This window comes from Streptomyces sp. KPB2 (genome assembly GCF_003950055.1).
In the GTDB taxonomy this organism is placed as follows: Bacteria; Actinomycetota; Actinomycetes; order Streptomycetales; family Streptomycetaceae; genus Streptomyces; species Streptomyces salinarius.
This window is the reverse complement of sequence record NZ_CP034353.1, coordinates 4,054,522-4,077,316: the sequence shown is the minus strand read 5'-3', so window position 1 is coordinate 4,077,316 and position 22,795 is coordinate 4,054,522. Positions and strand designations below refer to the sequence as shown.

Below are 22,795 nucleotides of genomic sequence, written 5' to 3'. Positions count from 1 at the left end.
AACTGGTGGTGCTCGGTTGGCACTACCGGTGACGCCCCTGGGCGGCGGGGCGTCCGCGCACCCCGCGATCGCGTGGGCTCCCCTGCGTTCCCTGTGATCGCGCAGGGCCCCATACTCGTGGGGTGACCGCGTACGAGCCCGTCGGCGACCAACGCGCCGGCAGCGACCCCGCGCCGGATTCCGAGGCCGGACCGGGCCCGGACCCCGCCCCGGGGCCCGGCACGGGTCCCGGCCCTGCCGGGTACGACGCCGTCGTGCTCGCCGGCGGGGCCGCCCGGCGGCTCGGCGGTGCGGACAAACCCGGCCTGCGGGTGGGCGGCCGCGCGCTGCTCGACCGGGTGCTCGCCGCCTGCGCCGGCGCCCGGACCACCGTCGTCGTCGCCGCACCCCGGCCCACCGCGCGCCCCGTGACCTGGGCGCGCGAGGACCCGCCCGGCGGCGGACCACTCGCCGCCCTCGCCGCCGGACTGCGGCACATCACGGCGGAGCACGTCCTCGTGGTCTCCGCCGACCTGCCGTTCCTCGCCGGGCCGACCGTCGGGCGGCTGCTGTCGGCCCTCGCCGCGGGAGACGCCGACGGGGTGCTGCTCACCGACGCCGACGGTCGCGACCAGCCCCTCGTCGCCGCCTACCGTGCCTCCGCACTGCGCCGCGAACTGGCCGCGCTCGCACGGGACGGTGCCGACCGGAGCGCCGGAGCGCCAGACGCGACAGACACGGCGGACACCCCGGATCTGACCGGGCTGCCGCTGTGCCGCCTGACCGGCGCGCTGCGCCTCACCCGCCTCCCGGACGCCGTCGCCTCCTTCGACTGCGACACCTGGGACGACATCGCCACCGCAAGGGCACGCATCAGGGAGCATGGTCACGTGTTGGATGAATGGATTTCCGCAGCCAAGGACGAGTTGGGCATCGACCTGGACGTCGACATCAAGGTCCTGCTCGATCTCGCACGCGACGCCGCCCACGGGGTGGCCAGGCCGGCGGCCCCGCTGACCACCTTCCTCGTCGGCTACGCGGCCGGGCGGGCCGAGGGCGGCCCGGAGGCCGTCGCCGAGGCCGCCCGCAAGGCCGCGGCCCTCGCCCTGCGCTGGGCGGAGGAGGCCGCAGCCGAACCGGCCCCGGCGCCGGGGAAGCCCGACGTGGCCCCGGACGCCACCCCCGACACCCGCCCGGACGCCTGATGACCTCCCCCGGCACGCGGGCCGACGCGGAGACCGAGGACCTCGACGTCGAGGAGGCGCTCGCCCTCGTGAGGGACAGCTCCGGCCCCGCCCGCCCCGGCGGTCACGGCACGCCCGCCCCGCACCACCCGGCGGGCTCCCACCACCGCGCGACCTCCTGGCCCGAGGCCCGGGCGATCGCCGAGCGTGCCGCCCGCGCCGCCGCCCGTGCCGTCCGCCGCACCCCGGTCTCCGTACCCCTCGACGCGGCCCTCGGCCTCACCCTGGCCGCCCCTCTGGCGGCCCTCACCGACCTGCCGTCCTTCGACGCCTCCGCGATGGACGGCTGGGCCGTCGCGGGGCCGGGCCCCTGGACGGTGCGCGACGAGGGCGTCCTGGCCGGACACGCGGAACCCGTGCCCCTCACCGACGGCGAGGCCGTCCGCATCGCCACCGGCGCACGCATCCCCCCGGACACCACCGCCGTCCTGCGCAGCGAGCACGGCCGCACCGACGAACGCGGCCGCCTGCACCCCACCCGCGACGTCGTCCACGGCCAGGACATCCGCCCGCGCGGTCAGGAATGCCGCAGCGGCGACCAGCTGCTGCCGGTCGGCACCCTCGCCACCCCGGCGGTCCTGGGACTCGCGGCGGCCGCCGGATACGACACGCTCACGGCGGTCCCCCGCCCCCGCGTCGACGTTCTCGTCCTCGGTGACGAGCTGCTCACCGAGGGTCTTCCGCACGACGGCCTCATCCGGGACGCGCTCGGTCCGATGCTGCCGCCCTGGCTGCGGGCGCTGGGCGCCGAGGTCGGCTCCGTCCGCCGGATCGGCGACGACGCCAAGGCCGTGCACCGCGCCGTCACGACCTCCGATGCCGACCTGATCGTCACGACCGGCGGCACCGCCGCGGGCCCCGTCGACCACGTCCATCCGACCCTGCGCCGCATCGGCGCCGAGCTCCTCGTGGACGGCGTCGAGGTACGCCCCGGCCATCCCATGTTGCTGGCCCGCCTCAAGGACGACCAGCACCTCGTCGGGCTGCCGGGCAACCCCCTGGCCGCCGTCTCCGGACTGCTCACCCTCGCCGAGCCGCTGCTGCGCACCCTCGCCGCCCGTCCGGCGCCCGAGGCGTACACGCTGCCGCTGCGGGACGCGGTGCACGGCCACCCGTCCGACACCCGGCTCGTGCCGGTCGTGCTGCGTGGGGAGGGCGCCGTACCGCTGCACTACAACGGTCCGGCGATGCTGCGCGGCATCGCGGCCGCCGACGCGCTGGCCGTCGTGCCCCCGGGTGGAGCGGGGCCGGGCCAGGAGGCCGAGCTGCTCGACCTGCCCTGGGCGACCGGCGGAATCGGGGTGTGTTTCACGTGAAACTTCCGGGCCAGGACGCGATCGCCCGCCAGGCGGACGAACACCTGGTGACCCACAAGGTGAAACTCCCCAGGAAACTGGTGGAGCACCCGTTCCGCCAGGTCGCCAAACGGCTGTCCGTGGCCCTGGTGGTCCTCGTGGTGACGGCCTTCGTCGTGTACGTCGACCGCGACGGCTACACCGACAACTCCGACGGTTCCGTCGACCTCCTCGACGCCTTCTACTACGCCACCGTCACCCTCTCCACCACCGGGTACGGCGACATCACCCCGGTCAGCGACTCCGCCCGGCTGACCAACATCTTCGTCATCACGCCCCTGCGCGTGCTGTTCCTGATCATCCTGGTCGGCACCACGCTGGAAGCCCTCACCGAGCGCACTCGGGAGGAGTGGCGCCTGAACCGCTGGAGGTCCGCCTTGCGCGATCACACCGTCGTCGTCGGCTTCGGTACCAAGGGACGGTCGGCGATCCAGACCGTCTGCGCGACCGGGCTGCGCAAGGACCAGGTGGTCGTGGTCGACCCCAGCGGCAAGGCCATCGAGGCCGCGACGGCCCACGGCTACGCGGGCGTGATCGGCGACGCCACCCGCAGCGACGTGCTCAACCGGGCCGAGGTGTACCGGGCGAAGCAGATCATCATCGCCACCCAGCGCGACGACACGGCCGTGCTGGTCACGCTGACCGCCCGGCAGCTCAACCGCGGGGCGAAGATCGTGGTCGCGGTCCGCGAGGAGGAGAACGCTCCGCTGCTGAAGCAGTCCGGAGCCGACGCCGTGATCACCAGCGCCAGCGCGGCGGGCCGCCTGCTCGGGCTCTCCGTGCTCAGCCCTGCCGCCGGCATGGTCATGGAGGACCTCATCAGCCAGGGCAGCGGACTCGACCTCATCGAACGGCCCGTCATAAAGGCCGAGGCGGGGAAGAACCCGCGGGAGGTGGACGACCTGGTGGTGAGCGTGATCCGCGGCCACCGGGTCCTGGGGTACGACGATCCGGCCGTCGGCGGACTGGAACTGACGGACCGACTGATCACGATCGTACGGGCGACGCCGGCCACCCATGTGACGCCCGACGCCCGCCCGCTGCCCCGCGACTGATGCGGCGCCGATCGGGGGTTCGCTTCGCGTCGTTCGCCACCGGAAATCACTCGCAGTCCATCGGGTTTCAGCCCGGGGGCGAAGCGCATCTTGTGACTGGGGCGCGATGGTGTTCCGGTGGATCGTCGGGCACCGCTGTCTCCAGCGGGGTGAGGTGGGGAACGGGTGTTCCGGGTTACGACTGGAGTGGCTTGTTCGTACGGTCTTCGTATGCAGCTTCGGTACGCGTTTCGGGTGTACCCCGATGCCGGTCAGCGCATCGCGTTGGCGAGGGCGTTCGGGTGTGCCCGGGTCGTGTTCAACGACGCGGTCCGTGCCCGCGAGGAGGCCCGCAGGGCCGGTCTGCCGTTCCCGACGGTGGCCGAGCTGTCCCGGAGGCTGATCACCGAGGCGAAGCGGACCGCCGAGCGATCCTGGCTGGGTGAGGTGTCCGCGGTAGTGCTCCAGCAGTCCCTGCGAGACGCCGAGGCCGCGTACCGCACCTTCTTCAGCTCCCTCAAGAACGCCCGCAAGGGACCGAAGGTGGGCGCGCCCCGCTTCAAGTCACGCAAGGATGCTCGACAGTCGGTCCGGTTCACCGCCAACGCACGCTGGAGCATCACTGGCAATGGTCGGCTGAACCTGCCTAAGGTCGGCGCGGTGAAGGTGAAGTGGTCCCGTACCCTGCCCGCCGTCCCCACCTCCGTCACGGTCGTCCAGGATGCGTCCGGGCGGTACTTCGCCTCCTTCGTCGTCGATACCGACCCTGCCGCCGACGAGGCACGCATGCCCGCGACCGACCGCACCGTCGGCATCGATCTCGGCCTCACTCACTTTGCCGTCCTGTCCAACGGTACGAAGATCGACTCCCCGCGTTTCCTTCGGCGTGCGGAGAAGAAGCTGAAGAAGGCCCAGCGGGAGCTGTCCCGGAAACAGAAGGGATCGAAGAACCGTGACAAGGCCCGTCTGAAGGTCGCCCGCGCCCACGCCAAGGTCGCCGACGCGCGCCGTGAGTTCCACCACCAGCTCTCCACGAAGCTGATCTCCGAGAACCAAGGAATCGCCGTGGAGGATCTGTCGGTCAAGGGACTGGCCCGCACCCGGCTGGCCAAGTCGGTGCATGACGCCGGGTGGTCGGCGTTCGTCGGCATGCTGAAGTACAAGGCGGAGCGGTACGGCCGCAGCCTGGTCACGATCGGCCGGTTCGAACCGACCTCCCAGACCTGCTCCACCTGCGGCGTCAAGGACGGGCCCAAACCCCTCAACGTGCGGGAATGGACCTGCACCGCCTGCGGCGCCGTCCATGACCGGGACCACAACGCCGCACTCAATGTCAAACAGGCCGCCGGACTGGCGGCATCGGCCTGCGGAGCGCCGGTAAGACCAGGAGCAATCCTGGCACAGCGCGAAGAAACAGGAAGCCACGGATTCCCGACCGAACCCCGTGCCGCGTAGCGGTACAGAACTCGGCTGGGAAGGCCAGAATCCTCGGGATTCAACCCGATGAGCAAGTCAATTGCGGTTGTAGAGCCCCCGCCCGCCCGCATCGTGACCGGGCCGAAGACCAACAGGAGCAGGCCGGCCCAGCCCAGCGTTCACGTGACCTGGGCGCCGGGCCGGCCGCCCGCCAACAGTCCCGGGGACTCGATCGCGAGTCCAGGGCCACGCGGGCAGCACAGGAGTAGCGTCGCCCTCATGCATGCGATCACGATTTCCGAACCCGGAGGCCCCGAGGCCCTGGTGTGGGCCGAGGTCCCCGACCCGCAGCCCGGCGAGGGCGAGGTCCTGGTCGAGGTGACGGCCAGCGCCGTCAACCGCGCCGACATCATGCAGCGCCAGGGCTTCTACGACCCCCCGCCCGGCGCCTCCGCCCACCCCGGCCTGGAGTGCTCCGGCCGGGTCGCCGCGCTCGGGCCGGGGGTGTCCGGCTGGGCCGTCGGCGACGAGGTGTGCGCGCTGCTCGCGGGCGGCGGCTACGCGGAGAAGGTCGCCGTCCCGGCCGGACAGCTGCTGCCGGTGCCGCAGGGCGTCGACCTGAAGCGGGCGGCGGCGCTGCCCGAGGTGGTCTGCACGGTCTGGTCGAACGTCTTCATGGTCGCCCACCTGCGCCCCGGCGAGACGCTGCTCGTGCACGGCGGCTCCAGCGGCATCGGCACGATGGCGATCCAGCTGGCCAAGGCCGTCGGAGCCAAGGTCGCGGTGACGGCGGGCACCAAGGAGAAGCTGGAGCGCTGCGCCGAACTGGGCGCGGACATCCTGATCAACTACCGCGAGCAGGACTTCGTCGCGGAGATCAAGGACGCGACGGGCGGCGCGGGCGCCGACGTCATCCTCGACAACATGGGCGCGAAGTACCTCGACCGCAACGTCCAGGCCCTCGCCGTGAACGGCCGGCTCGCGATCATCGGCATGCAGGGCGGCCGGAAGGGCGAGCTGAACATCGGCACGCTCCTCGCCAAGCGCGCCGCCGTCAGCGCGACCTCGCTGCGGGCCCGTCCCCTGGAGGAGAAGGCGGCGATCGTGGCGGCCGTACGGGAGCACGTCTGGCCGCTGTTCGCCGGGGGGCACGTCCGCCCGGTCGTCGACCGTGAGATGCCGATGAGCGAGGCAGCGGAGGGGCACCGGGTAGTGGAGGAGAGCGGTCACATCGGCAAGGTGCTGCTCGTCACCACGTAGACGATGCGGGGACGGGGCTCGCGGGCGACGAACCCGGTAGGCACGGCCGGTGCGCGGCGGGCCCCTGAGGTTCGATGTGCGGTGAGCCCCTGACGTTCGGTGCGCGGCCGGCCCCTACCCCCGGCGCAGGCGCAGCCCCACGAGGCCCAGGGCGAGGCCGAGACCGATGAGGACCAGCCCGGTGCCCAGCGGCAGGACCCGCAGGACCGGCTCGGCGGTCCCCTGGGCCGCCACACCTGTCTGCGCCCCGGACCGCGACGGGGAGACCGAGGGGGTCGGGGCGGCCTCGGTCGGTCCGGGCGGGACCGCGCTGACGGCACTGGCCGGTTCCTCGGGCACGTCGTCGCCGCGGTCGCCGTCCTGATGCCGACCGGTGTTTCCGTCCCTGCCGTCGCGTTCCGGCTCACGCTCCTCGGCGCGACCGGGCCGCTGCCGTCCCTCGCCCGGCACGTCCCCGGCCCGGGAGGGTTCGGGGTCGGCCGTGGCGCGGGACGCCGACGAGGTGGGGGAAGCGGGGGAGGGCCTGGCGGAACCCCGCCCCGCACCGTCCGAGGGGTCGGAGTCCGGGGCGGGCCGGGAGGCGGACGGCGGGTCGGGGCGCTGCTCCGGGCGGTCGGGACCGGCCGGACGCCGGGGACGCTCGTGACCGCCCCGCCCGTCGTGGGTGGCGGAGCCGTCCGGAAGGACGTCCGCGTCCGGCGCCGAACCGCGCCCCGGCGAGGAGAACCCGGGGGACGGCGCCACCGCCGGGCCCGGCGGCCCCGCCAACCCGGCGACCGGCCTCGTCGCGACCGCGGTGACCGGTCTCGTCGGCGCCGTCGCCAGGTCCGCGGCCGTGGCGTGGGCCGGGGCCGTTCCGTACGGGGACACCACGGCGCCGACCCCCAGGGCGGCGCCCGCCAGCCCCGTCGTCCGCAGTGTGCGCAGCCATGGAGTCACGTCCGTGACCCCCTCCCGGTGTCGCCCGTCGTGGAAAGCGTCGTAGAAGTCGTGGAAAACGACGGAACAAGCCTCACACCGGTCGGCGATACCGGCATTCCGGGCGCCGCCGAACGCGTGGGAGGCCGGTTTCCCTGGGGCAGCACCCGTTCGGGGAGTACGGGTGAGAGACAATGGCGGCATGGAAATGCCGAGGAACGACAGGTCGCCGGAGAACCCCCAGATCCTGGTCGTCGGCCAGGACGGAATGGCGCTCAGCGGTGGCGGGGACGACGAATCCCGCGAGATCCCGGTGACCGAACAGGTGGAGCAGCCTGCCAAGGTCATGCGGATCGGCAGCATGATCAAGCAGCTGCTCGAAGAGGTGCGGGTCGCGCCCCTGGACGAGGCGAGCCGGGTCCGGCTCAAGGAGATCCACGCCAGCTCGGTGAAGGAGCTGGAGGACGGACTGGCCCCCGAGCTGGTGGAGGAGCTGGAGCGGCTCTCCCTGCCCTTCACGGACGACGGCACCCCCACCGACGCCGAACTGCGGATCGCCCAGGCACAGTTGGTCGGCTGGCTGGAGGGCCTCTTCCACGGCATCCAGACCACGCTGTTCGCCCAGCAGATGGCCGCGCGGGCCCAGTTGGAGCAGATGCGCCGCGCGCTTCCGCCCGGCGTCGCGCCCGAGGGCGAGGAGACCCCGCACCCGGGCGGCCGGTCCGGCGGCCCCTACCTGTAGAGACAGCCTCCGACGAATATCGAGAAGGGCCCGGCAGCACTCGCTGCCGGGCCCTTCGTGATATTTCGTCAGCCGCCCGTCACGTCGTCACGGGCCCGGGGCTCACTCGCCGGCCGGGTTGCCCGTCGACACCTTGAGCTGGATCGTCGGCATGTTCTCCGGGTCGACGTCCGTGCCGGCGACGGGGAACTGGTCCCGGACCGAGCCCTCGCCGTAGGTGTTCTCGTCGACTTCGACGACCTTCATCTGCCAGCCCGCGGCGTTGAAGCACTCCTTGACCGAGCCGATGTACTTGAACGTGAAGTCCGGCACCTTGATCTTGTCCGGGTCGTTGTACGACTCCTCCGGCTCGGTGCACTCGTCCTTCTCGATCGTCTTCGTCTTGTCCGGCCCGCGGTAACCCGCCGCCTTCGTCGGCGACGCGGACACGCTCGCGGAGCCGCCACCGCCGGCCTCCGGGTCCTCGTCCCCGCCGCTGTTCATCAGCAGTGCGGCGATCAGCCCGCCGACGGCCACCAGGGCGACCACGATCGAGCCGATGATCACCGGCTTGTTGCTCTTGCCCCCGCCGGAGGAGCCGGACCCCGCGGTGGACGGCGTCAGGTTGTACGGCGGCGGCGTGGCCGCGCCCTGCTGCTGCCCGTACGGCGAGGGGGCGGGCGTCTGGTAGCCGCCCTGCTGCGGATAGCCGTACGCCGGCGAGTGCGCCGCCGGGGCCGGGGTGCCGTACGGGTTCGGGCCGGGGGCCGGCGCCGGCTGGTACGGCGTCTGCACGGGGCCCGTGGGCGCCGGGGTGCTCTGGTCGACCGGCGGGAAGACCGCGGAGCCGACACCCGCGCCGTTCGACGTCTGGGCGCCGGGCACGATGCTCGGCGGGGCCGCCTGGAAGGAGGCCGCCACGCGCAGGCACTCGTCGCGCATGGCCTCGGCGCTGGGGAAGCGTTCGTTGGGGTTCTTCTTCAGCGCGCGGGCGACCAGCGCGTCCACCGCCGGGGGCAGGGAGCGGTTGACGGTGGACGGGGCCACCGGCTCCTCCTGCACGTGCGCGTACGCGATCGCGAGCGGCGAGTCGGCGTCGAACGGCAGGCGCCCGGTGACCAGTTGGAACAGCATGATGCCGACCGAGTACAGGTCGGAGCGGGCGTCGACGCCGCGACCCAGGGCCTGTTCCGGCGAGAGGTACTGCGGGGTGCCGACGACCATGCCGGTCTGCGTCATCGAGGTCACGCCGGACTGCATGGCGCGGGCGATGCCGAAGTCCATCACCTTGACCACGCCGCGCTTGGTCATCATCACGTTGCCCGGCTTGATGTCCCGGTGGACCAGGCCCATCTCGTGACTGATCTCCAGCGCGGCCAGCACGTCCGCGGTGATCTTCAGCGCCTTGTCGGCGGGCATCGCGCCCTGCTGCCGCACGTCCTCGTCGAGCACGGAGCCCAGCGGCCGGCCCTCGACGTACTCCATGACGATGTAGGGAGTCGTCAGGCCGTTCAGCTCGTCCTCGCCTGTGTCGAAGACCGAGACGATATTGGTGTGCGTGAGCTTCGCCACGGCCTGCGCCTCACGGCGGAAGCGCTCACGGAAGGCCTGTTCGCGGCCGAGCTCGGTGTGCAGCGTCTTGATCGCGACCTGACGGTCGAGCACCGAGTCGTACGCCAGGTGCACGGAGGCCATGCCGCCCTCGCCGAGCAAGTCGCGCAGCTGGTAACGGCCGCCGGCGAGTGCCCGCCCCGCGTACCGTCCCTGTCCGGCGTCCTGGCTCATGTCTCTGCGTCCCCCATTGGCGGCGGGCGCCGGTGGCAGCGGCACGCGCGCTTGTGATCGAAAGTGCTATTCCCGGCCAAGTCTGCCCCAGGGCACTGACACGTCAAGCGCGGTGCCCGTTCCGTGACCGTACGCGAAAGAAGCGTCGCGGAAGCGTTACAGCCGGCGTACTGCCGGTACACGGAATTTGCACGAGAGTACGGAACCAGGGTTTCATGACCGGTCCGTCTCATGTCCGGTCCCGGCGCCCCATCCCGGACCGGAGGCCCCCGCGAAGGCTGTAGCGTGGCCGACGGAGACCGTAACAACACCGCGCGTACCGCGGGCAGAAACGACGGCGAGGACTGATGGCACAGCAGCAGCGCGCCCAGGGCCCGTCCGAACCCGAGGCATCTGGCGGCGGTATGTCTGACGCGCCGGAGAACTGGGGCAACGGCGGCCTGGTCGGCGACGGCCGGTACCGGCTGACCCGCAGGCTCGGGCGGGGCGGCATGGCCGAGGTGTTCGCCGCCGAGGACGTCCGCCTGGGCCGCACCGTGGCGGTCAAGCTGCTCCGCGCGGACCTCGCCGAGGACCCGGTCTCCAAGGCCCGTTTCACGCGCGAGGCACAGTCGGTGGCCGGCCTCAACCACCATGCCATCGTGGCCGTGTACGACTCCGGCGAGGACGTCGTCGGCGGGCAGTCCGTCCCGTACATCGTGATGGAGATCGTCGAGGGCCGCACCATCCGCGACCTCCTCCTCAACGCCGAGGCGCCCGGCCCCGAGCAGGCGCTGATCATCGTCTCCGGTGTCCTCGAGGCGCTCGCCTACTCCCACCAGCACGGCATCGTGCACCGTGACATCAAGCCCGCCAACGTCATCATCACCAACGCCGGCGCGGTGAAGGTGATGGACTTCGGCATCGCGCGCGCCCTGCACGGCGCCCAGTCGACGATGACCCAGACCGGCATGGTCATGGGCACCCCGCAGTACCTCTCCCCCGAGCAGGCCCTCGGCAAGGCCGTCGACCACCGCTCCGACCTGTACGCGACCGGCTGCCTCCTCTACGAACTCCTCGCACTGCGCCCGCCGTTCACCGGCGAGACCCCGCTGTCGGTGGTCTACCAGCACGTGCAGGACATCCCGACGCCCCCGTCCGAGGTCTCCGACGCCACCCCGCCGGAGCTGGACGGCCTGGTGATGCGCTCGCTGGCCAAGGAGCCCGACGACCGCTTCCAGACCGCCGAGGAGATGCGCGGCCTGGTCCAGTACGGCCTGCAGATGCTGTACGAGCAGGGCGGCCACACCGGCACCTGGAACACCGGCCCGGTCGCCGCGCACGACGGCCGGCACACCCCCTCGGCCGGTCTCGCGGGCACGACGGTGATGCCGCACCCCGACCACCACGGGGCCTCGGGCACCCAGCAGATCCCCCAGCCGATCCTGCCGAACGGCTACGGCGGGGGCGACGACGGCGGCTTCGAGGGCCACGGCAACAAGGGCAGCGGGCGCGGCAAGCTCTGGATACTGGCCGTCCTCGCGGTGATCGCCATCGCGGCCGGCGTCGCGCTGGCCCTCAACAACGGCGGCGGCGACAAGGGCGGCACCGAGACGGACAAGAGCCCGTCGGCGAGCACGTCGCAGAGCAGCAGCGAGGAGACGCCCAGTTCGTCGCCCAGCGACGAGCAGACCCAGGAGACCACCGACCCGGGCACCGAGCAGGGCTCGGGCGGGGGCGGCAACGGCGGCGGGGACTGGGACCGGCCGTACACGCCGTCGTACGAGCCGTCGCACACGACGACGGACGATTCGACCGGTGGCGGTGAGCCGACCGGTGGTGGCGAGCCGACCGGTGGTGGCGAGCCGACGGGCGGTGGCGAGCCCAGCGGTGATCCGACTGGTGGCACCGATCCGACCGGGGGCGAGACCCCGCCGGACGGCGGCGGCACCGAGGGCGGCTCCGGAAACACGGGCGGTGCCACCGACCCCGCGGGCGAGTGACCGACTCCCCACCACACCCCACGCGCGCGTGCGGCCCGGAAACGGGCTTCACGCGCGCGTTGCGTTCGCCTACGCGGGCCCCGCGGCCCCGTCCGTGAAGTGCACGGTGCCGAACTGCGGGTCGACGCGCAGGTAGGCGGGCTCGAACGGCTCGCCGTCCACCCGGCTCGGCGCGGGACCGAACCGCTCCAGCTCGGCCGCGCTCGGCACGTGCGCCTCGCAGTGCCCCACGACCTGCACGGTCCACAGGCTCTCGCCGGGCCGCGCGGAGGTCAGGTTGTCCGCCCCGTACGCGACGACGCTCCCGGCGCACACCTGGTGGTACCCCCAGCTCCTGGGCATGCGCAGCAGGACCCGGCCGTCGGCCACGATGTGGCGCGCGAGGGCGAGGAAGGGCAGGGCGCGCATGGTGGTGGCCGCCCGGCCGTAGGGGGTACGGCCGAGCAGGCCGACGGCGAGCTGTTCGTCGGAGGGCATGGAATCACTGTGCGGGAGCGGCGGGCGCCGGAACAGAGTCGCCCGCCCCGGCAGGAAGGGACGTAAGTCCCGAGTAAGCCCGGAGCCGGTGACCGGCCGGGCCCCGTCAGCGGTTCTCGGCCTCCAGGCGGGCCACGAAGGCGGCCGCCTGCGAGCGCCGCTGCATGCCGAGCTTGCCCAGCAGGCTCGACACGTAGTTCTTGATCGTCTTCTCCGCCAGGTGCAGCCGCTCGCCGATCGCGCGGTTGGTCAGCCCCTCGCCGATCAGGTCGAGGATGCGGCGCTCCTGCTCGGTGAGGTGGGCCAGCCGGTCGTCGGGCTTGGCCCCGCCGTCGCGCAGCCGCTCCAGCACGCGCGCGGTGGCCGCCGGGTCGAGCAGCGACTTCCCGGCCGCCACCTCCCGCACGGCGCCGAGCAGCTCGGCGCCGCGGATGTCCTTGAGGACGTAGCCGGAGGCGCCCGCCATGATCGCGTCGAAGAGGGCCTCGTCGTCGGCGAAGGACGTCAGCATCAGGCAGCGGACGGACTCGTCCCGGGAGCGGATGTCGCGGCAGACCTCCACGCCGCTGCCGTCCGGCAGCCGTACGTCCAGTACGGCGACGTCCGGACGGGTGGCCGTGACCCGGGCCTGCGCCTCGGCGGCCGTGCCGGCCTCGCCCACCACCTCGATGTCGGGCTCGCCGGCGAGCAGATTGTGCACCCCGCGCCGGACCACCTCGTGGTCGTCGAGGAGGAATACCCGGATTTTTCCGTCTTCGCGCACGCGGTCAGTCTCACACACCGACTCTTCCCGTGCCCGGGGTGGCCGGGATAACGTGCCGTTGTTCCGGCCCCCTGCAAGGCTGTGACCAGTAAAACTTCCGTCCTACGCCGATTTACTTGGAAATCCGAGTAAAAACGCAGGTCAGGAGGGGTTTCACAGAAATGTGGAGCACTGGGTAACGTGCTGTTCGCAGGGCGCTCGCCGGGGCACCTGTCACGCCTGTTCCCGATCGGGCCGCACCCACCCTTGTGCGTCCGCCGGGCCGCAGGTGAGCCGCACTGGCTTCCGGCGAACCCGGGGGCCGGACCGACGGAGGAGCACACGTGACCGAGAGCACTGCCGCGCGCAAGCCGCGACGCAGCGCCGGAAGCAAGGCGGCCGGGACCACCGGCGGCAAGGCCGGCACCGGCAAGCGCACGACTCGCACCACCAGCACCACCCGTACCGCTGCCAAGAAGGGCTCCGAGACGGAGCTGGTGCAGCTGCTGACGCCCGAGGGCGAGCGCGTCGAGGACGCCGCTCACGCCGAGTACGCCTCGTACGTCGCCGACATCACCCCCGACGAGCTGCGCGGCCTGTACCGCGACATGGTGCTCACCCGGCGCTTCGACGCCGAGGCCACCGCGCTGCAGCGCCAGGGCGAGCTGGGCCTGTGGGCCTCCCTGCTCGGTCAGGAGGCCGCCCAGATCGGCTCCGGCCGGGCCACCCGCGAGGACGACTACGTCTTCCCGACCTACCGCGAGCACGGCGTCGCCTGGTGCCGCGGGGTGGACCCGACCAACCTGCTCGGCATGTTCCGCGGTGTGAACAACGGCGGCTGGGACCCCAACAGCAACAACTTCCACCTGTACACGATCGTCATCGGCTCGCAGGCGCTGCACGCCACGGGCTACGCCATGGGCGTGGCCAAGGACGGCGCCGACTCGGGCGTGATCGCGTACTTCGGCGACGGCGCCTCCAGCCAGGGCGACGTCAGCGAGGCGTTCAACTTCGCCGCCGTCTACAACGCGCCCGTCGTGTTCTTCTGCCAGAACAACCAGTGGGCGATCTCCGAGTCCAACGAGAAGCAGACCCGGGTGCCGCTCTACCAGCGCGCCCAGGGCTTCGGCTTCCCCGGCGTCCGCGTCGACGGCAACGACGTGCTGGCCTCCCTCGCGGTCACCCGCTGGGCCCTGGACCGCGCCCGGCGCGGCGAGGGACCGGCGCTCATCGAGGCGTACACGTACCGCATGGGCGCGCACACCACCTCGGACGACCCCTCCCGCTACCGGCACGACGACGAGCGCGCCGCCTGGGAGGCGAAGGACCCGATCCTGCGCCTTCGCCGCTTCCTGGAGTCCGCAAACCACGCGGACGAGGGATTCTTCGCGGAACTGGAGGCGGAGAGCGAGACGTTGGGCAAACGAGTGCGCGAAGTGGTCCGTGCCATGCCGGACCCGGACCGGTTCGCCATCTTCGAGAACGTGTACGCGGACGGGCACGCGCTCGTGGACGAGGAGCGGGCGCAGTTCGCCGCGTACCAGGCATCGTTCGCAGACGCAGAGGGGGTCTGACATGGCAGCGGAAAAGATGGCGCTGGCGAAGGCGATCAACGAGTCGCTGCGCCGCGCGCTGGAGTCGGACCCCAAGGTCCTGATCATGGGCGAGGACGTCGGCAAGCTCGGCGGTGTCTTCCGGGTCACCGACGGCCTCCAGAAGGACTTCGGCGAGGACCGGGTCATCGACACCCCGCTGGCCGAGTCCGGCATCGTCGGCACCGCCATCGGCCTGGCCCTGCGCGGCTACCGCCCGGTGGTGGAGATCCAGTTCGACGGCTTCGTCTTCCCGGCCTACGACCAGATCGTCACCCAGCTGGCGAAGATGCACGCCCGCTCGCTGGGCAAGGTCAAGATGCCGGTCGTCATCCGCATCCCCTACGGCGGCGGCATCGGCGCGGTCGAGCACCACTCCGAGTCCCCCGAGGCGCTGTTCGCGCACGTGGCGGGCCTGAAGGTGGTCAGCCCGTCCAACGCGGCGGACGCGTACTGGATGATGCAGCAGGCCATCCAGAGCGACGACCCGGTGATCTACTTCGAGCCCAAGCGCCGCTACTGGGACAAGGCCGAGGTCGACAAGGAGGCCATCCCGGGCCCGCTGCACGCCGCGCGCGTGGTGCGCGAGGGCACCGACCTCACGCTGGCCGCCTACGGCCCGATGGTGAAGCTCTGCCAGGAGGTCGCCGACGCGGCCGCCGAGGAGGGGCGTTCCCTGGAGGTCGTCGACCTGCGCTCGATCTCGCCGGTCGACTTCGACACCGTCCAGGCGTCGGTGGAGAAGACCCGCCGCCTGGTCGTGGTCCACGAGGCGCCGGTGTTCCTGGGCTCGGGCGCGGAGATCGCCGCCCGGATCACGGAGCGCTGCTTCTACCACCTGGAGGCCCCGGTGCTGAGGGTCGGCGGCTACCACGCCCCGTACCCGCCGGCGCGTCTGGAGGAGGAGTACCTGCCCGACCTGGACCGGGTGCTGGATGCCGTCGACCGCTCGCTGGCGTACTGAGGAGGGGAGCGTGACGACGATGACGGACAGCTCCGTGCGTGAGTTCAAGATGCCCGACGTGGGCGAGGGGCTCACCGAGGCCGAGATCCTCAAGTGGTACGTCCAGCCCGGTGACACGGTCACCGACGGGCAGGTGGTGTGCGAGGTCGAGACGGCCAAGGCCGCCGTCGAACTGCCCATCCCCTACGACGGCGTGGTCCGCGAGCTGCACTTCCCCGAGGGCACCACGGTCGACGTCGGTACGTCGATCATCGCGGTGGCCGTCGGCGACGGTGCGGCGGCGGCCGCGGAGCCGGTGCAGGAGGCCGTGGCGGACACGCCGGCCACCGCCGAGGCGGAGGAGCCCAAGCCGGAGGGCCGCCAGCCGGTCCTGGTCGGGTACGGGGTCTCCACCTCCTCGACCCGGCGCCGCCCGCGCAAGGGCGCTCAGGCCCAGGCCGCCGCCCAGGAGGCGTCCGCGGCGATCCAGGCGGAGATGAACGGCCACGAACCGGCCGCCCCTGCCGCACCCGCGGTCCCGGCCGCCCCGGTCACCGGCGACCGCCCGCTGGCCAAGCCCCCGGTGCGCAAGCTCGCCAAGGACCTCGGCGTCGACCTGGCGACCGTGGTCCCGTCCGGCCCGGACGGCATCATCACCCGCGAGGACGTCCACGCGGCGGCGGCCGAGCCCGCGACACCGGAGCCGCAGGCGGCCCCCGCGGCCGTCGCGCCCGCCCCCTCCCAGACGGCGGCGTCGGCGTCGTACGACACGACGCGCGAGACCCGTGTCCCGGTCAAGGGCGTGCGCAAGGCGACGGCGGCGGCGATGGTCGGCTCGGCGTTCACCGCGCCGCACGTCACGGAGTTCGTGACGGTCGACGTGACGCGCACGATGAAGCTGGTCGAGGAGCTGAAGCAGGACAAGGAGTACGCGGGCCTGCGGGTGAACCCGCTGCTCCTGATCGCCAAGGCCCTGCTGGTCGCGATCAAGCGCAACCCGGACATCAACGCGTCCTGGGACGAGGCCGCCCAGGAGATCGTGGTCAAGCACTACGTCAACCTGGGCATCGCCGCCGCCACCCCGCGAGGCCTGATCGTCCCGAACATCAAGGACGCCCACGCCAAGACGCTGCCGCAGCTGGCGGGGTCCCTCGGCGAGCTGGTGTCGACGGCCCGGGAGGGCAAGACCTCCCCGGCCGCGATGCAGGGCGGCACGGTGACCATCACCAACGTCGGCGTCTTCGGCGTCGACACCGGCACGCCGATCCTCAACCCGGGCGAGTCCGCGATCCTCGCGGTCGGCGCGATCAAGCTCCAGCCGTGGGTCCACAAGGGCAAGGTGAAGCCGCGTCAGGTGACCACCCTCGCCCTGAGCTTCGACCACCGCCTGGTCGACGGCGAGCTGGGCTCCAAGGTCCTCGCCGACGTGGCGGCGGTCCTGGAGCAGCCGAAGCGGTTGATCAGCTGGGCATGAGAGGCACGAGCCGGGTAGGTTCATGACGGAGGGGCGCCGCAAGTTGGAGTTGCGACGCCCCTTTCGCCGTTCCTCGGCTCAGCCCTGGTGCAGCACGTACACCGGGGCCCCGCCCTCGGCCCCGCCCCGCGAGCGGATGCAGGCGTGGGTGCGCAGCAGCCGCAGGCACTCGTTGACCCGCCGCACGGAGAGCCCCGTACGGGCGGCGATCGACTCCAGCGGCTCCCGCAGCTCACCCTTCTCGACGAGCACGGGCGCGACGACCAGGGCGACCGTCCACACGTCCTCCGTCACGGACAACCGCTGCCGCCAGTTGGCCAGCACGGACTCCGTGGTCGGTACCGGGGCGAGGTGCGGGCGGGACGCCCCCTGGTGGAGCACCAGGGTGTCGAACCGGTCCGCGATGCGCTCCAGGGCGTGCACCATGGCCTGCTGCACGGCGAGGGTGGCCTGTTGGGCGGCGAGGGTCGCCTGCTGCGTGGAGAGCATCTCCCTCTGCAAAGCGATCGACGTGCGCTGCCCCTCGGCCAGCTGCTCGTCCAGTCGGAGGTTGTGCGCCTCCAGCCGGACGATCGCGTCGGCCACCTGGTCCGGCATGGCGTAGGCGATGGGGGCGCCGGGTGCGGCGGGCTGCACTTCCGCCTCGTCCAGAGAGTACGAGCCCTCGCGCTGCACGGTCTCGATGACTTCGGCGACCCATTGCTTGAAGGGGGCGCAGGCCGGTTTGGTGCAGGCGTTGACGAGGAGGATGAGACCTTGCAGAGAGATGACGTGCAAGTCTCGACGCCACCCCCTACCTGCGGGAACGCTGAGACCGTAACTTCCAGTTACAGTCTCGAGCAAGTCTCGGTGCTCGTCGGGAACATGATCTGCGAGCGCCTTGCGAGAGTTGCTGTGGCCGAGTTCCTTGCACACGTCCACCGCCGGAAACCAGTGGCTTCCGTCGGGCATGGTCAGCCGGCGCACCCGGGCGCCGGTGGCCGCGTACACGAAGTCGCCGGCGTCGATCGCCTCGTGCCGCGCGCCGGAGTTCTGTCGCTTGCTGGGTTCGTTCATGTGAACCACCTCCGTCGCGGAACGTAGGGCGGAGCCGAAGGCATATGCCAGCCAGATCGATGATGTTCACGACTGCGAGCGAAGATCACCGAAAAAGCTGCAGCGGCCGACGCGTGCGTGTATGACGGCCCCAGGCTCCGGCCCTCGGGCTCCGGCCCCTGCGCTCAGCCCCGGGTTCGGTTCGTGCGCAGGGCGTTGAGCAGGGCCGCTCCCCGCTCGGCGTCGTCGATGCTCACGGCGAAGTCGCTTCGGCGCCCCCGGGGCCGGATGACCAGGCACTCGCCGGCGCGCAGCATCACCGTGGTGCCGAGGCCGCTGAGGCGGTAGCCCCAGCCGCCGACCTGGGAGGGCTGTCGGATCTCCATCCGCGCCGTGTCGATGTCCCCGGGCGCCCAGCGGCGGCCGGGCCAGCCGAGGGGCCCGAAGGAGACCTCCAGGCCCCGTTCCGAGACGCGGGCCTGGACCGAGGAGAACACGGCGCAGGCGAGGGAACCGGCGGCGCACCCGGCGAACAGTGCCCACAGGGCGCCAGGCTCGGCCAGACCGCCGACCAGGGCGACGAGCGCGCCCACCGCCACCAGGCCGATCACGGCAGCCAGCAGTTGGAGCCAGGGGTTGGCGGTGCGGGAGAACCAGACCAGGCGCCGGCCCTTCGGGATGTCCAGGGCAGGGGCGCCCTCGTCGGCGGGCGTGGCGTCGTCCGGGACGCCGCGCCGCCGGGTGACGAGCAGCCATCCGGCCACCGCCGCGAGCACGGCCGCGACGAGGATCGCGACCCCCCAGCCGGTGGGCTGCCGGGCCTCGTGCCAGTCCGCGCGGTCCAGGTTGGCCCGGACGACCGCGGCCTGCGCGCCGGTGAGGACGATGCCCAGGGGGAGCAGGGTCACGGTGGGCCACGGCCGGGCCGCCGGGCCCGCCCGCATCAGCGGGACGGTGACCGCGGCCGCCGTCACCAGCCAGATCAGCGCGGGCACCAGGGATGCCGCCCACAGGGGCATCGAGCCGTCGGGGGCCTCGCCGTTCAGGCCCCAGTGGGTCGCCAGCCGGTCGGGCAGCCGGTCTCGCGCCAGGAGCGGCATCCCGGCGAGCACCGCCGTGACCCCGACCGTCCAGACCGCGGCCGTCGTGCGCCGCGCCGCCGTCGTGTCCCTCATGGCAACCCCCTGATCATGTCGATGACATCGGTCCTGCTGTAGCCCAGCCGCGCCGCCTCGGCGAGCAGCTCCCGCGCCCGGATCTGCAACTCGGAGTGCGGCCGGGCGCCCTCGGCCACCGTCACCCCCCGGCCCCGGCGGAACTCCAGCAGGCCCTCGTCCCGCAGGCCGCGCAGGGCGCGCAGCGCGGTGTTGACGTTGATGTCCAGCGCCTCGGAGAGGTCGCGGGCCGAGGGCAGGCGGTCCCCCGGGGCGCACTCCCCCTCGGCGATGGCGCGCCGGAGGGCGCCGGCGACCTGTTCGTGCAGGGGCCGGGTGTCGGTCTTGTCCAGACTCAGCAGCATGGTGCTAATGACACTATCACCATGCATGTCATCGCGTCCGTGTGAGCCGGACAGCGAGAGGGGCCCGTCGCGTCGGCGACGGGCCCCGGTGGTGGTGTGGTGTCAGGTCTACCTCTTGAATCCGTAGTCCATGAGTTTGGTGGCGTCCTTGGCGCGCTGCGTCGACGACGAGGACGCCAGGACCGTGCCGATCACGGTCTTGCCCTTCCTGGTCGCGGCGAAGACCAGGCAGTACTTGGCCTCCGGTCCGGACCCGGTCTTGACGCCGATCGCACCGCTGTAACTGCCCAGCAGCGTGTTGGTGTTGGTCCAGGGCGCCATCGTGCGGGTGCCGCCCTTCTTGGTCTTCGTCCTCGCCGTGTACTTCTTGGTCTTCACGATGGTGCGGAAGGTGGAGTTCTTCATCGCACTGCTCGCGAGTTTCGTGAGGTCGCGCGGCGTGGAGTAGTTCTTGCCGTTGCCGATGCCGTCGAACGAGTCGAAGTGCGTGTTCTTCATGCCGAGACTCTTGGCGGTCGCGTTCATCTTGCCGATGAACGACTTCACCCGCGCCGCCCGCGTCCTGCCCGAGCCGAACTTGTCGGCCAGCGCGTACGCCGCGTCGCAACCGGACGGCAGCATCAGCCCGTACAGCAGCTGGCGGACCGTCACCTTGTCGCCGACGATCAGGCGGGCGGAGGAGGCGTTCTTCGACACGATGTAGTCGCTGTACGCCATCTGGATCGTCACCTTGGCGTCCAGGTTCAGCTTCGGCTGGGCGAGTACGACCTTGGCGGTCATGATCTTGGTCGTGGAGCCGGTGGAGCGCTTGGTGTCGGCGGCCTTGGTGTAGAGCGACTTGCCGGTCGCGTTGTTCATCACGAAGCCGCCCTTGGCGGCGATCGAGGGCGCGACGGGCGCCCGCACGGCCGCGGCGGGGGTGGGAAGGGCGCGCTCGGCCGCGGCTGCCTGCGCGGGTGCGGTGGCGAGGGCGCCGGTGGTCAGGACGGCGCCGCCGGTCAGGGCGACGGCGAGGGCCCTGCGCAGGCGGCTGCCCGAAATGGTGTTCATTGAGTTGATTACCCCGATTGTGGTGAAATCACCTGAAGTGCGGCCGAGTTGTGGTCGGTGGAGCTGTGGCCGCGTCAGTGCGACACCCGAAGGGGGCGGATGGTTGCACGGCGGGGCGGGGGGAGGTGCCGGGTTCCCCCCGAGGGGTGAGCGGGCGGGCCGGTGTCCGGATGCTGGAACGGATCCCTCTTGTGTCCCTGTTGTATCTATCCTGTCGGCATGACCACGGCAGTGAAGCAACCCCCCGCGGCGGACCGCGTCTACACCCACGTCAAGCAGGGCGTCCTGGAGCGCCGGTACGAGGGCGGGACGCTGCTCACCGAGGGGGAGCTGGCCGAGGCCGTCGGCGTCTCCCGCACCCCGGTGCGCGAGGCGCTGCTGCGGCTGGAGGTCGAGGGGCTGATCCGGCTCTACCCCAAGAAGGGCGCCCTGGTCCTGCCCGTCTCCGCGCAGGAGATCGCGGACGTGGTCGAGACCCGGCTGCTGGTCGAGGAGCACGCGGCCAGGAAGGCCGTACCCGCCCCGCCCGGGCTGGTCGAACGGCTGGAGGAGCTGCTCGCCCGGCAGAAGGAGCAGGCGGCCGCCGGTGACTTCGCAGCCGCCTCCGTCACCGACCGCTGCTTCCACGCCGAGATCGTCCGCAGCGGCGGCAACGAGATCCTCTCCCGCCTCTACGACCAGCTCCGCGACCGCCAGCTGCGCATGGGCGTCGCCGTCATGCACTCCCACCCCGACCGGATCGCCCACACCCTCGCCGAGCACGAGGAGATCCTCGACGCACTGCGCGCCGGGGACGCGGACGCGGCCGTCGGCGTGGTGGCCCGGCACGTGGGCTGGTTCTCGCACCTGGCACGGGGGGAGGTCCGATGAGTACGGCCACCTCGGCCGGCCGGGCCCTGCCCGGTGATCCCCCGGGCGGCCGGCGTGCCGTCGCCGTGTGGGGCATCGGCGTGTCCGTCTACTTCGTCGCCGTCATCTTCCGTACGTCCCTCGGGGTCGCCGGCCTCGACGCCGCCGACCGCTTCCACGTCAACGCCTCGGCGCTGTCCACCTTCTCCATCCTCCAGCTGCTGGTCTACGCCGGCATGCAGATACCCGTCGGCCTGCTCGTCGACCGGCTCGGCACCAAGAAGGTGCTGGGCATCGGCGTCGTGCTCTTCACGGCGGGACAGCTGGGCTTCGCCTTCTCCCCCTCGTACGGCATGGCGCTGGCCTCGCGGGCGCTGCTGGGCTGCGGGGACGCGATGACGTTCATCAGTGTGCTGCGGCTGGGCACCCGGTGGTTCCCGGCCCGGCGCGGGCCGATGGTCGCCCAGCTGGCCGGTCTGGTCGGCATGGCGGGCAACCTGGTCTCCACCCTCGTCCTGGCCCGGCTGCTGCACGGCATCGGCTGGACGGCCGCGTTCGCGGGCAGCGCGCTGGCGGGTGCCGTCGTCTTCGTCCTGCTGCTCCTCTTCCTCAAGGACCACCCCGAGGGGCACGAGCCGGAGCCGCTGCCGCACCAGGGGGCCGCGTACGTACGACGGCAGATCGCCATGTCCTGGCGCGAGCCGGGAACGCGGCTGGGACTGTGGGTGCACTTCACCACCCAGTTCCCGGCGATGGTGTTCCTGCTGCTGTGGGGGATGCCCTTCCTGGTCGAGGCGCAGGGGCTGTCCCGGGCCACGGCCGGCACGCTCCTCACCCTCGTCGTGCTGTCCAACATGGTGGTCGGCCTGGTCTACGGCCAGATCATCGCCCGGCACCACGCGGCGCGGCTGCCGCTGGCGCTCGGCACGGTGGGCGTGACGGCCGCGCTGTGGGCGGTGACGCTGGCCTACCCGGCCGAGCACGCGCCGATGTGGCTGCTCGTGGTGTTGTGCACGGTGCTGGGGGCGTGCGGGCCGGCCTCGATGATCGGCTTCGACTTCGCGCGGCCGGCGAATCCGCCGGAGCGGCAGGGGACGGCGTCCGGGATCACGAACATGGGCGGCTTCGTGGCGTCGATGACCACGCTGTTCGCGGTGGGGGTGCTGTTGGACGCGACGGGGGACGACTACGGCGTGGCGTTCTCGTCCGTGTTCGTGCTCCAGGCGGTGGGGCTGTCGCAGATCCTGCGGTTGCGCAAGCGGGCCGCGCTGCGGGAGCGGGAGCGGTTGGTGGCCAGCCGGGTGGAGACGGTGCACGTGCCGGTGTAGGCACCCGGCGGGCGTGCGGGCCGGGCTGGGGGCTGCCGCCCCCAGACCCCCGCTTCGGCCTGAACGGCCTCGTCCTCAAACGCCGGCCGGGC

General features: G+C 72.2%; 20 protein-coding genes. 12 read left to right on the top strand and 8 right to left on the bottom strand.

The window, feature by feature from the left end; translation table 11 throughout:
* The first annotated feature begins 122 nt into the window (after positions 1–122).
* The 5 genes from D1J63_RS18085 (at position 123) to D1J63_RS18065 (ending at position 6,288) form a co-directional block, all read left to right on the top strand.
* Entirely contained in the window at positions 123–1,184 is a 1,062-nt protein-coding gene (locus D1J63_RS18085) for an NTP transferase domain-containing protein (protein WP_164712872.1), read from the top strand.
* Positions 1,184–2,539 carry a molybdopterin molybdotransferase MoeA gene (locus tag D1J63_RS18080; RefSeq protein ID WP_125629984.1) on the top strand — a complete coding sequence of 452 codons (1,356 nt, stop codon included), beginning with the start codon at positions 1,184–1,186 and terminating at the stop codon, positions 2,537–2,539. The genes D1J63_RS18085 and D1J63_RS18080 overlap by 1 nt, the downstream gene beginning before the upstream one ends.
* On the top strand, positions 2,536–3,633 hold the full coding sequence (locus D1J63_RS18075; RefSeq protein WP_102927881.1) for a potassium channel family protein: 1,098 nt from the start codon (positions 2,536–2,538) through the stop codon (positions 3,631–3,633). Before D1J63_RS18080 ends, D1J63_RS18075 begins: the two co-directional genes overlap by 4 nt.
* A 210-nt stretch (positions 3,634–3,843) precedes the next feature.
* Entirely contained in the window at positions 3,844–5,067 is a 1,224-nt protein-coding gene (locus tag D1J63_RS18070) for an RNA-guided endonuclease TnpB family protein (protein WP_125629982.1), read from the top strand.
* A gap of 240 nt (positions 5,068–5,307) precedes the next feature.
* Positions 5,308–6,288, top strand: a complete 981-nt coding sequence (locus tag D1J63_RS18065) for an NAD(P)H-quinone oxidoreductase (protein ID WP_125629980.1) — start codon at positions 5,308–5,310, stop codon at positions 6,286–6,288.
* 114 nt (positions 6,289–6,402) lie between these two features.
* On the opposite strand, the gene D1J63_RS37215 is transcribed toward D1J63_RS18065, so the two are convergent.
* Positions 6,403–7,227 carry a hypothetical protein gene (locus D1J63_RS37215; protein WP_241235582.1) on the bottom strand — a complete coding sequence of 275 codons (825 nt, stop codon included), beginning with the start codon at positions 7,225–7,227 and terminating at the stop codon, positions 6,403–6,405.
* Positions 7,228–7,408: 181 nt separating this feature from the next.
* Between D1J63_RS37215 and D1J63_RS18055 the strand changes: the two genes are divergently transcribed.
* A complete protein-coding gene (locus D1J63_RS18055) occupies positions 7,409–7,948 on the top strand; it encodes a bacterial proteasome activator family protein (protein ID WP_061443558.1) in 540 nt (179 codons plus the stop codon).
* Between the two features lie 102 nt (positions 7,949–8,050).
* Here the strand turns inward: D1J63_RS18055 and D1J63_RS18050 are convergent, their stop codons facing one another.
* Positions 8,051–9,712 (bottom strand): protein kinase, encoded by a 1,662-nt coding sequence (locus D1J63_RS18050; RefSeq protein WP_125629978.1) that lies wholly within the window; start codon positions 9,710–9,712, stop codon positions 8,051–8,053.
* A 347-nt stretch (positions 9,713–10,059) separates the two neighbouring features.
* On the opposite strand from D1J63_RS18050, the gene D1J63_RS18045 reads away from it, so the two are divergent.
* Positions 10,060–11,694, top strand: a complete 1,635-nt coding sequence (locus tag D1J63_RS18045; RefSeq protein WP_164712871.1) for a protein kinase — start codon at positions 10,060–10,062, stop codon at positions 11,692–11,694.
* 69 nt (positions 11,695–11,763) lie between these two features.
* Here the strand turns inward: D1J63_RS18045 and D1J63_RS18040 are convergent, their stop codons facing one another.
* On the bottom strand, positions 11,764–12,171 hold the full coding sequence (locus D1J63_RS18040; protein WP_125629973.1) for a pyridoxamine 5'-phosphate oxidase family protein: 408 nt from the start codon (positions 12,169–12,171) through the stop codon (positions 11,764–11,766).
* 106 nt (positions 12,172–12,277) lie between these two features.
* On the bottom strand, positions 12,278–12,934 hold the full coding sequence (locus D1J63_RS18035) for a response regulator transcription factor (protein WP_102930325.1): 657 nt from the start codon (positions 12,932–12,934) through the stop codon (positions 12,278–12,280).
* A gap of 323 nt (positions 12,935–13,257) precedes the next feature.
* Between D1J63_RS18035 and pdhA the strand changes: the two genes are divergently transcribed.
* The 3 genes from pdhA to D1J63_RS18020 are packed head-to-tail and all read left to right on the top strand — an operon-like array spanning position 13,258 to position 16,922.
* The gene (gene pdhA, locus D1J63_RS18030; RefSeq protein ID WP_125629971.1) at positions 13,258–14,487 is read left to right on the top strand and encodes a pyruvate dehydrogenase (acetyl-transferring) E1 component subunit alpha; all 1,230 of its coding nucleotides are present in this window, start codon (positions 13,258–13,260) and stop codon (positions 14,485–14,487) included.
* A gap of 16 nt (positions 14,488–14,503) precedes the next feature.
* The gene (locus D1J63_RS18025; RefSeq protein WP_054103006.1) at positions 14,504–15,469 is read left to right on the top strand and encodes an alpha-ketoacid dehydrogenase subunit beta; all 966 of its coding nucleotides are present in this window, start codon (positions 14,504–14,506) and stop codon (positions 15,467–15,469) included.
* 10 nt (positions 15,470–15,479) lie between these two features.
* Positions 15,480–16,922, top strand: coding sequence for a dihydrolipoamide acetyltransferase family protein (locus D1J63_RS18020; protein WP_164712870.1), 1,443 nt, complete (start codon positions 15,480–15,482; stop codon positions 16,920–16,922).
* Positions 16,923–17,000: 78 nt separating this feature from the next.
* Here the strand turns inward: D1J63_RS18020 and D1J63_RS18015 are convergent, their stop codons facing one another.
* The 4 genes from D1J63_RS18015 to D1J63_RS18000 all read right to left on the bottom strand — a co-directional run bounded on the left by D1J63_RS18015 (position 17,001) and on the right by D1J63_RS18000 (position 20,526).
* Positions 17,001–17,978: a Bro-N domain-containing protein gene (locus D1J63_RS18015; RefSeq protein ID WP_125629969.1), complete on the bottom strand. Its 978-nt coding sequence runs from the start codon at positions 17,976–17,978 to the stop codon at positions 17,001–17,003.
* A gap of 164 nt (positions 17,979–18,142) precedes the next feature.
* Complete coding sequence (locus D1J63_RS18010; protein ID WP_125629967.1) at positions 18,143–19,132, bottom strand: DUF1648 domain-containing protein; 990 nt, start codon at positions 19,130–19,132, stop codon at positions 18,143–18,145.
* Positions 19,129–19,476, bottom strand: coding sequence for a GntR family transcriptional regulator (locus D1J63_RS18005; RefSeq protein ID WP_102930329.1), 348 nt, complete (start codon positions 19,474–19,476; stop codon positions 19,129–19,131). Before D1J63_RS18005 ends, D1J63_RS18010 begins: the two co-directional genes overlap by 4 nt.
* Positions 19,477–19,584: 108 nt before the next feature.
* Positions 19,585–20,526 (bottom strand): serine hydrolase, encoded by a 942-nt coding sequence (locus D1J63_RS18000; RefSeq protein WP_125629965.1) that lies wholly within the window; start codon positions 20,524–20,526, stop codon positions 19,585–19,587.
* A gap of 219 nt (positions 20,527–20,745) precedes the next feature.
* Between D1J63_RS18000 and D1J63_RS17995 the strand changes: the two genes are divergently transcribed.
* On the top strand, positions 20,746–21,396 hold the full coding sequence (locus tag D1J63_RS17995) for a GntR family transcriptional regulator (protein WP_102930331.1): 651 nt from the start codon (positions 20,746–20,748) through the stop codon (positions 21,394–21,396).
* The gene (locus D1J63_RS17990) at positions 21,393–22,703 is read left to right on the top strand and encodes an MFS transporter (RefSeq protein WP_125629963.1); all 1,311 of its coding nucleotides are present in this window, start codon (positions 21,393–21,395) and stop codon (positions 22,701–22,703) included. The genes D1J63_RS17995 and D1J63_RS17990 overlap by 4 nt, the downstream gene beginning before the upstream one ends.
* Positions 22,704–22,795 lie beyond the last annotated feature (92 nt).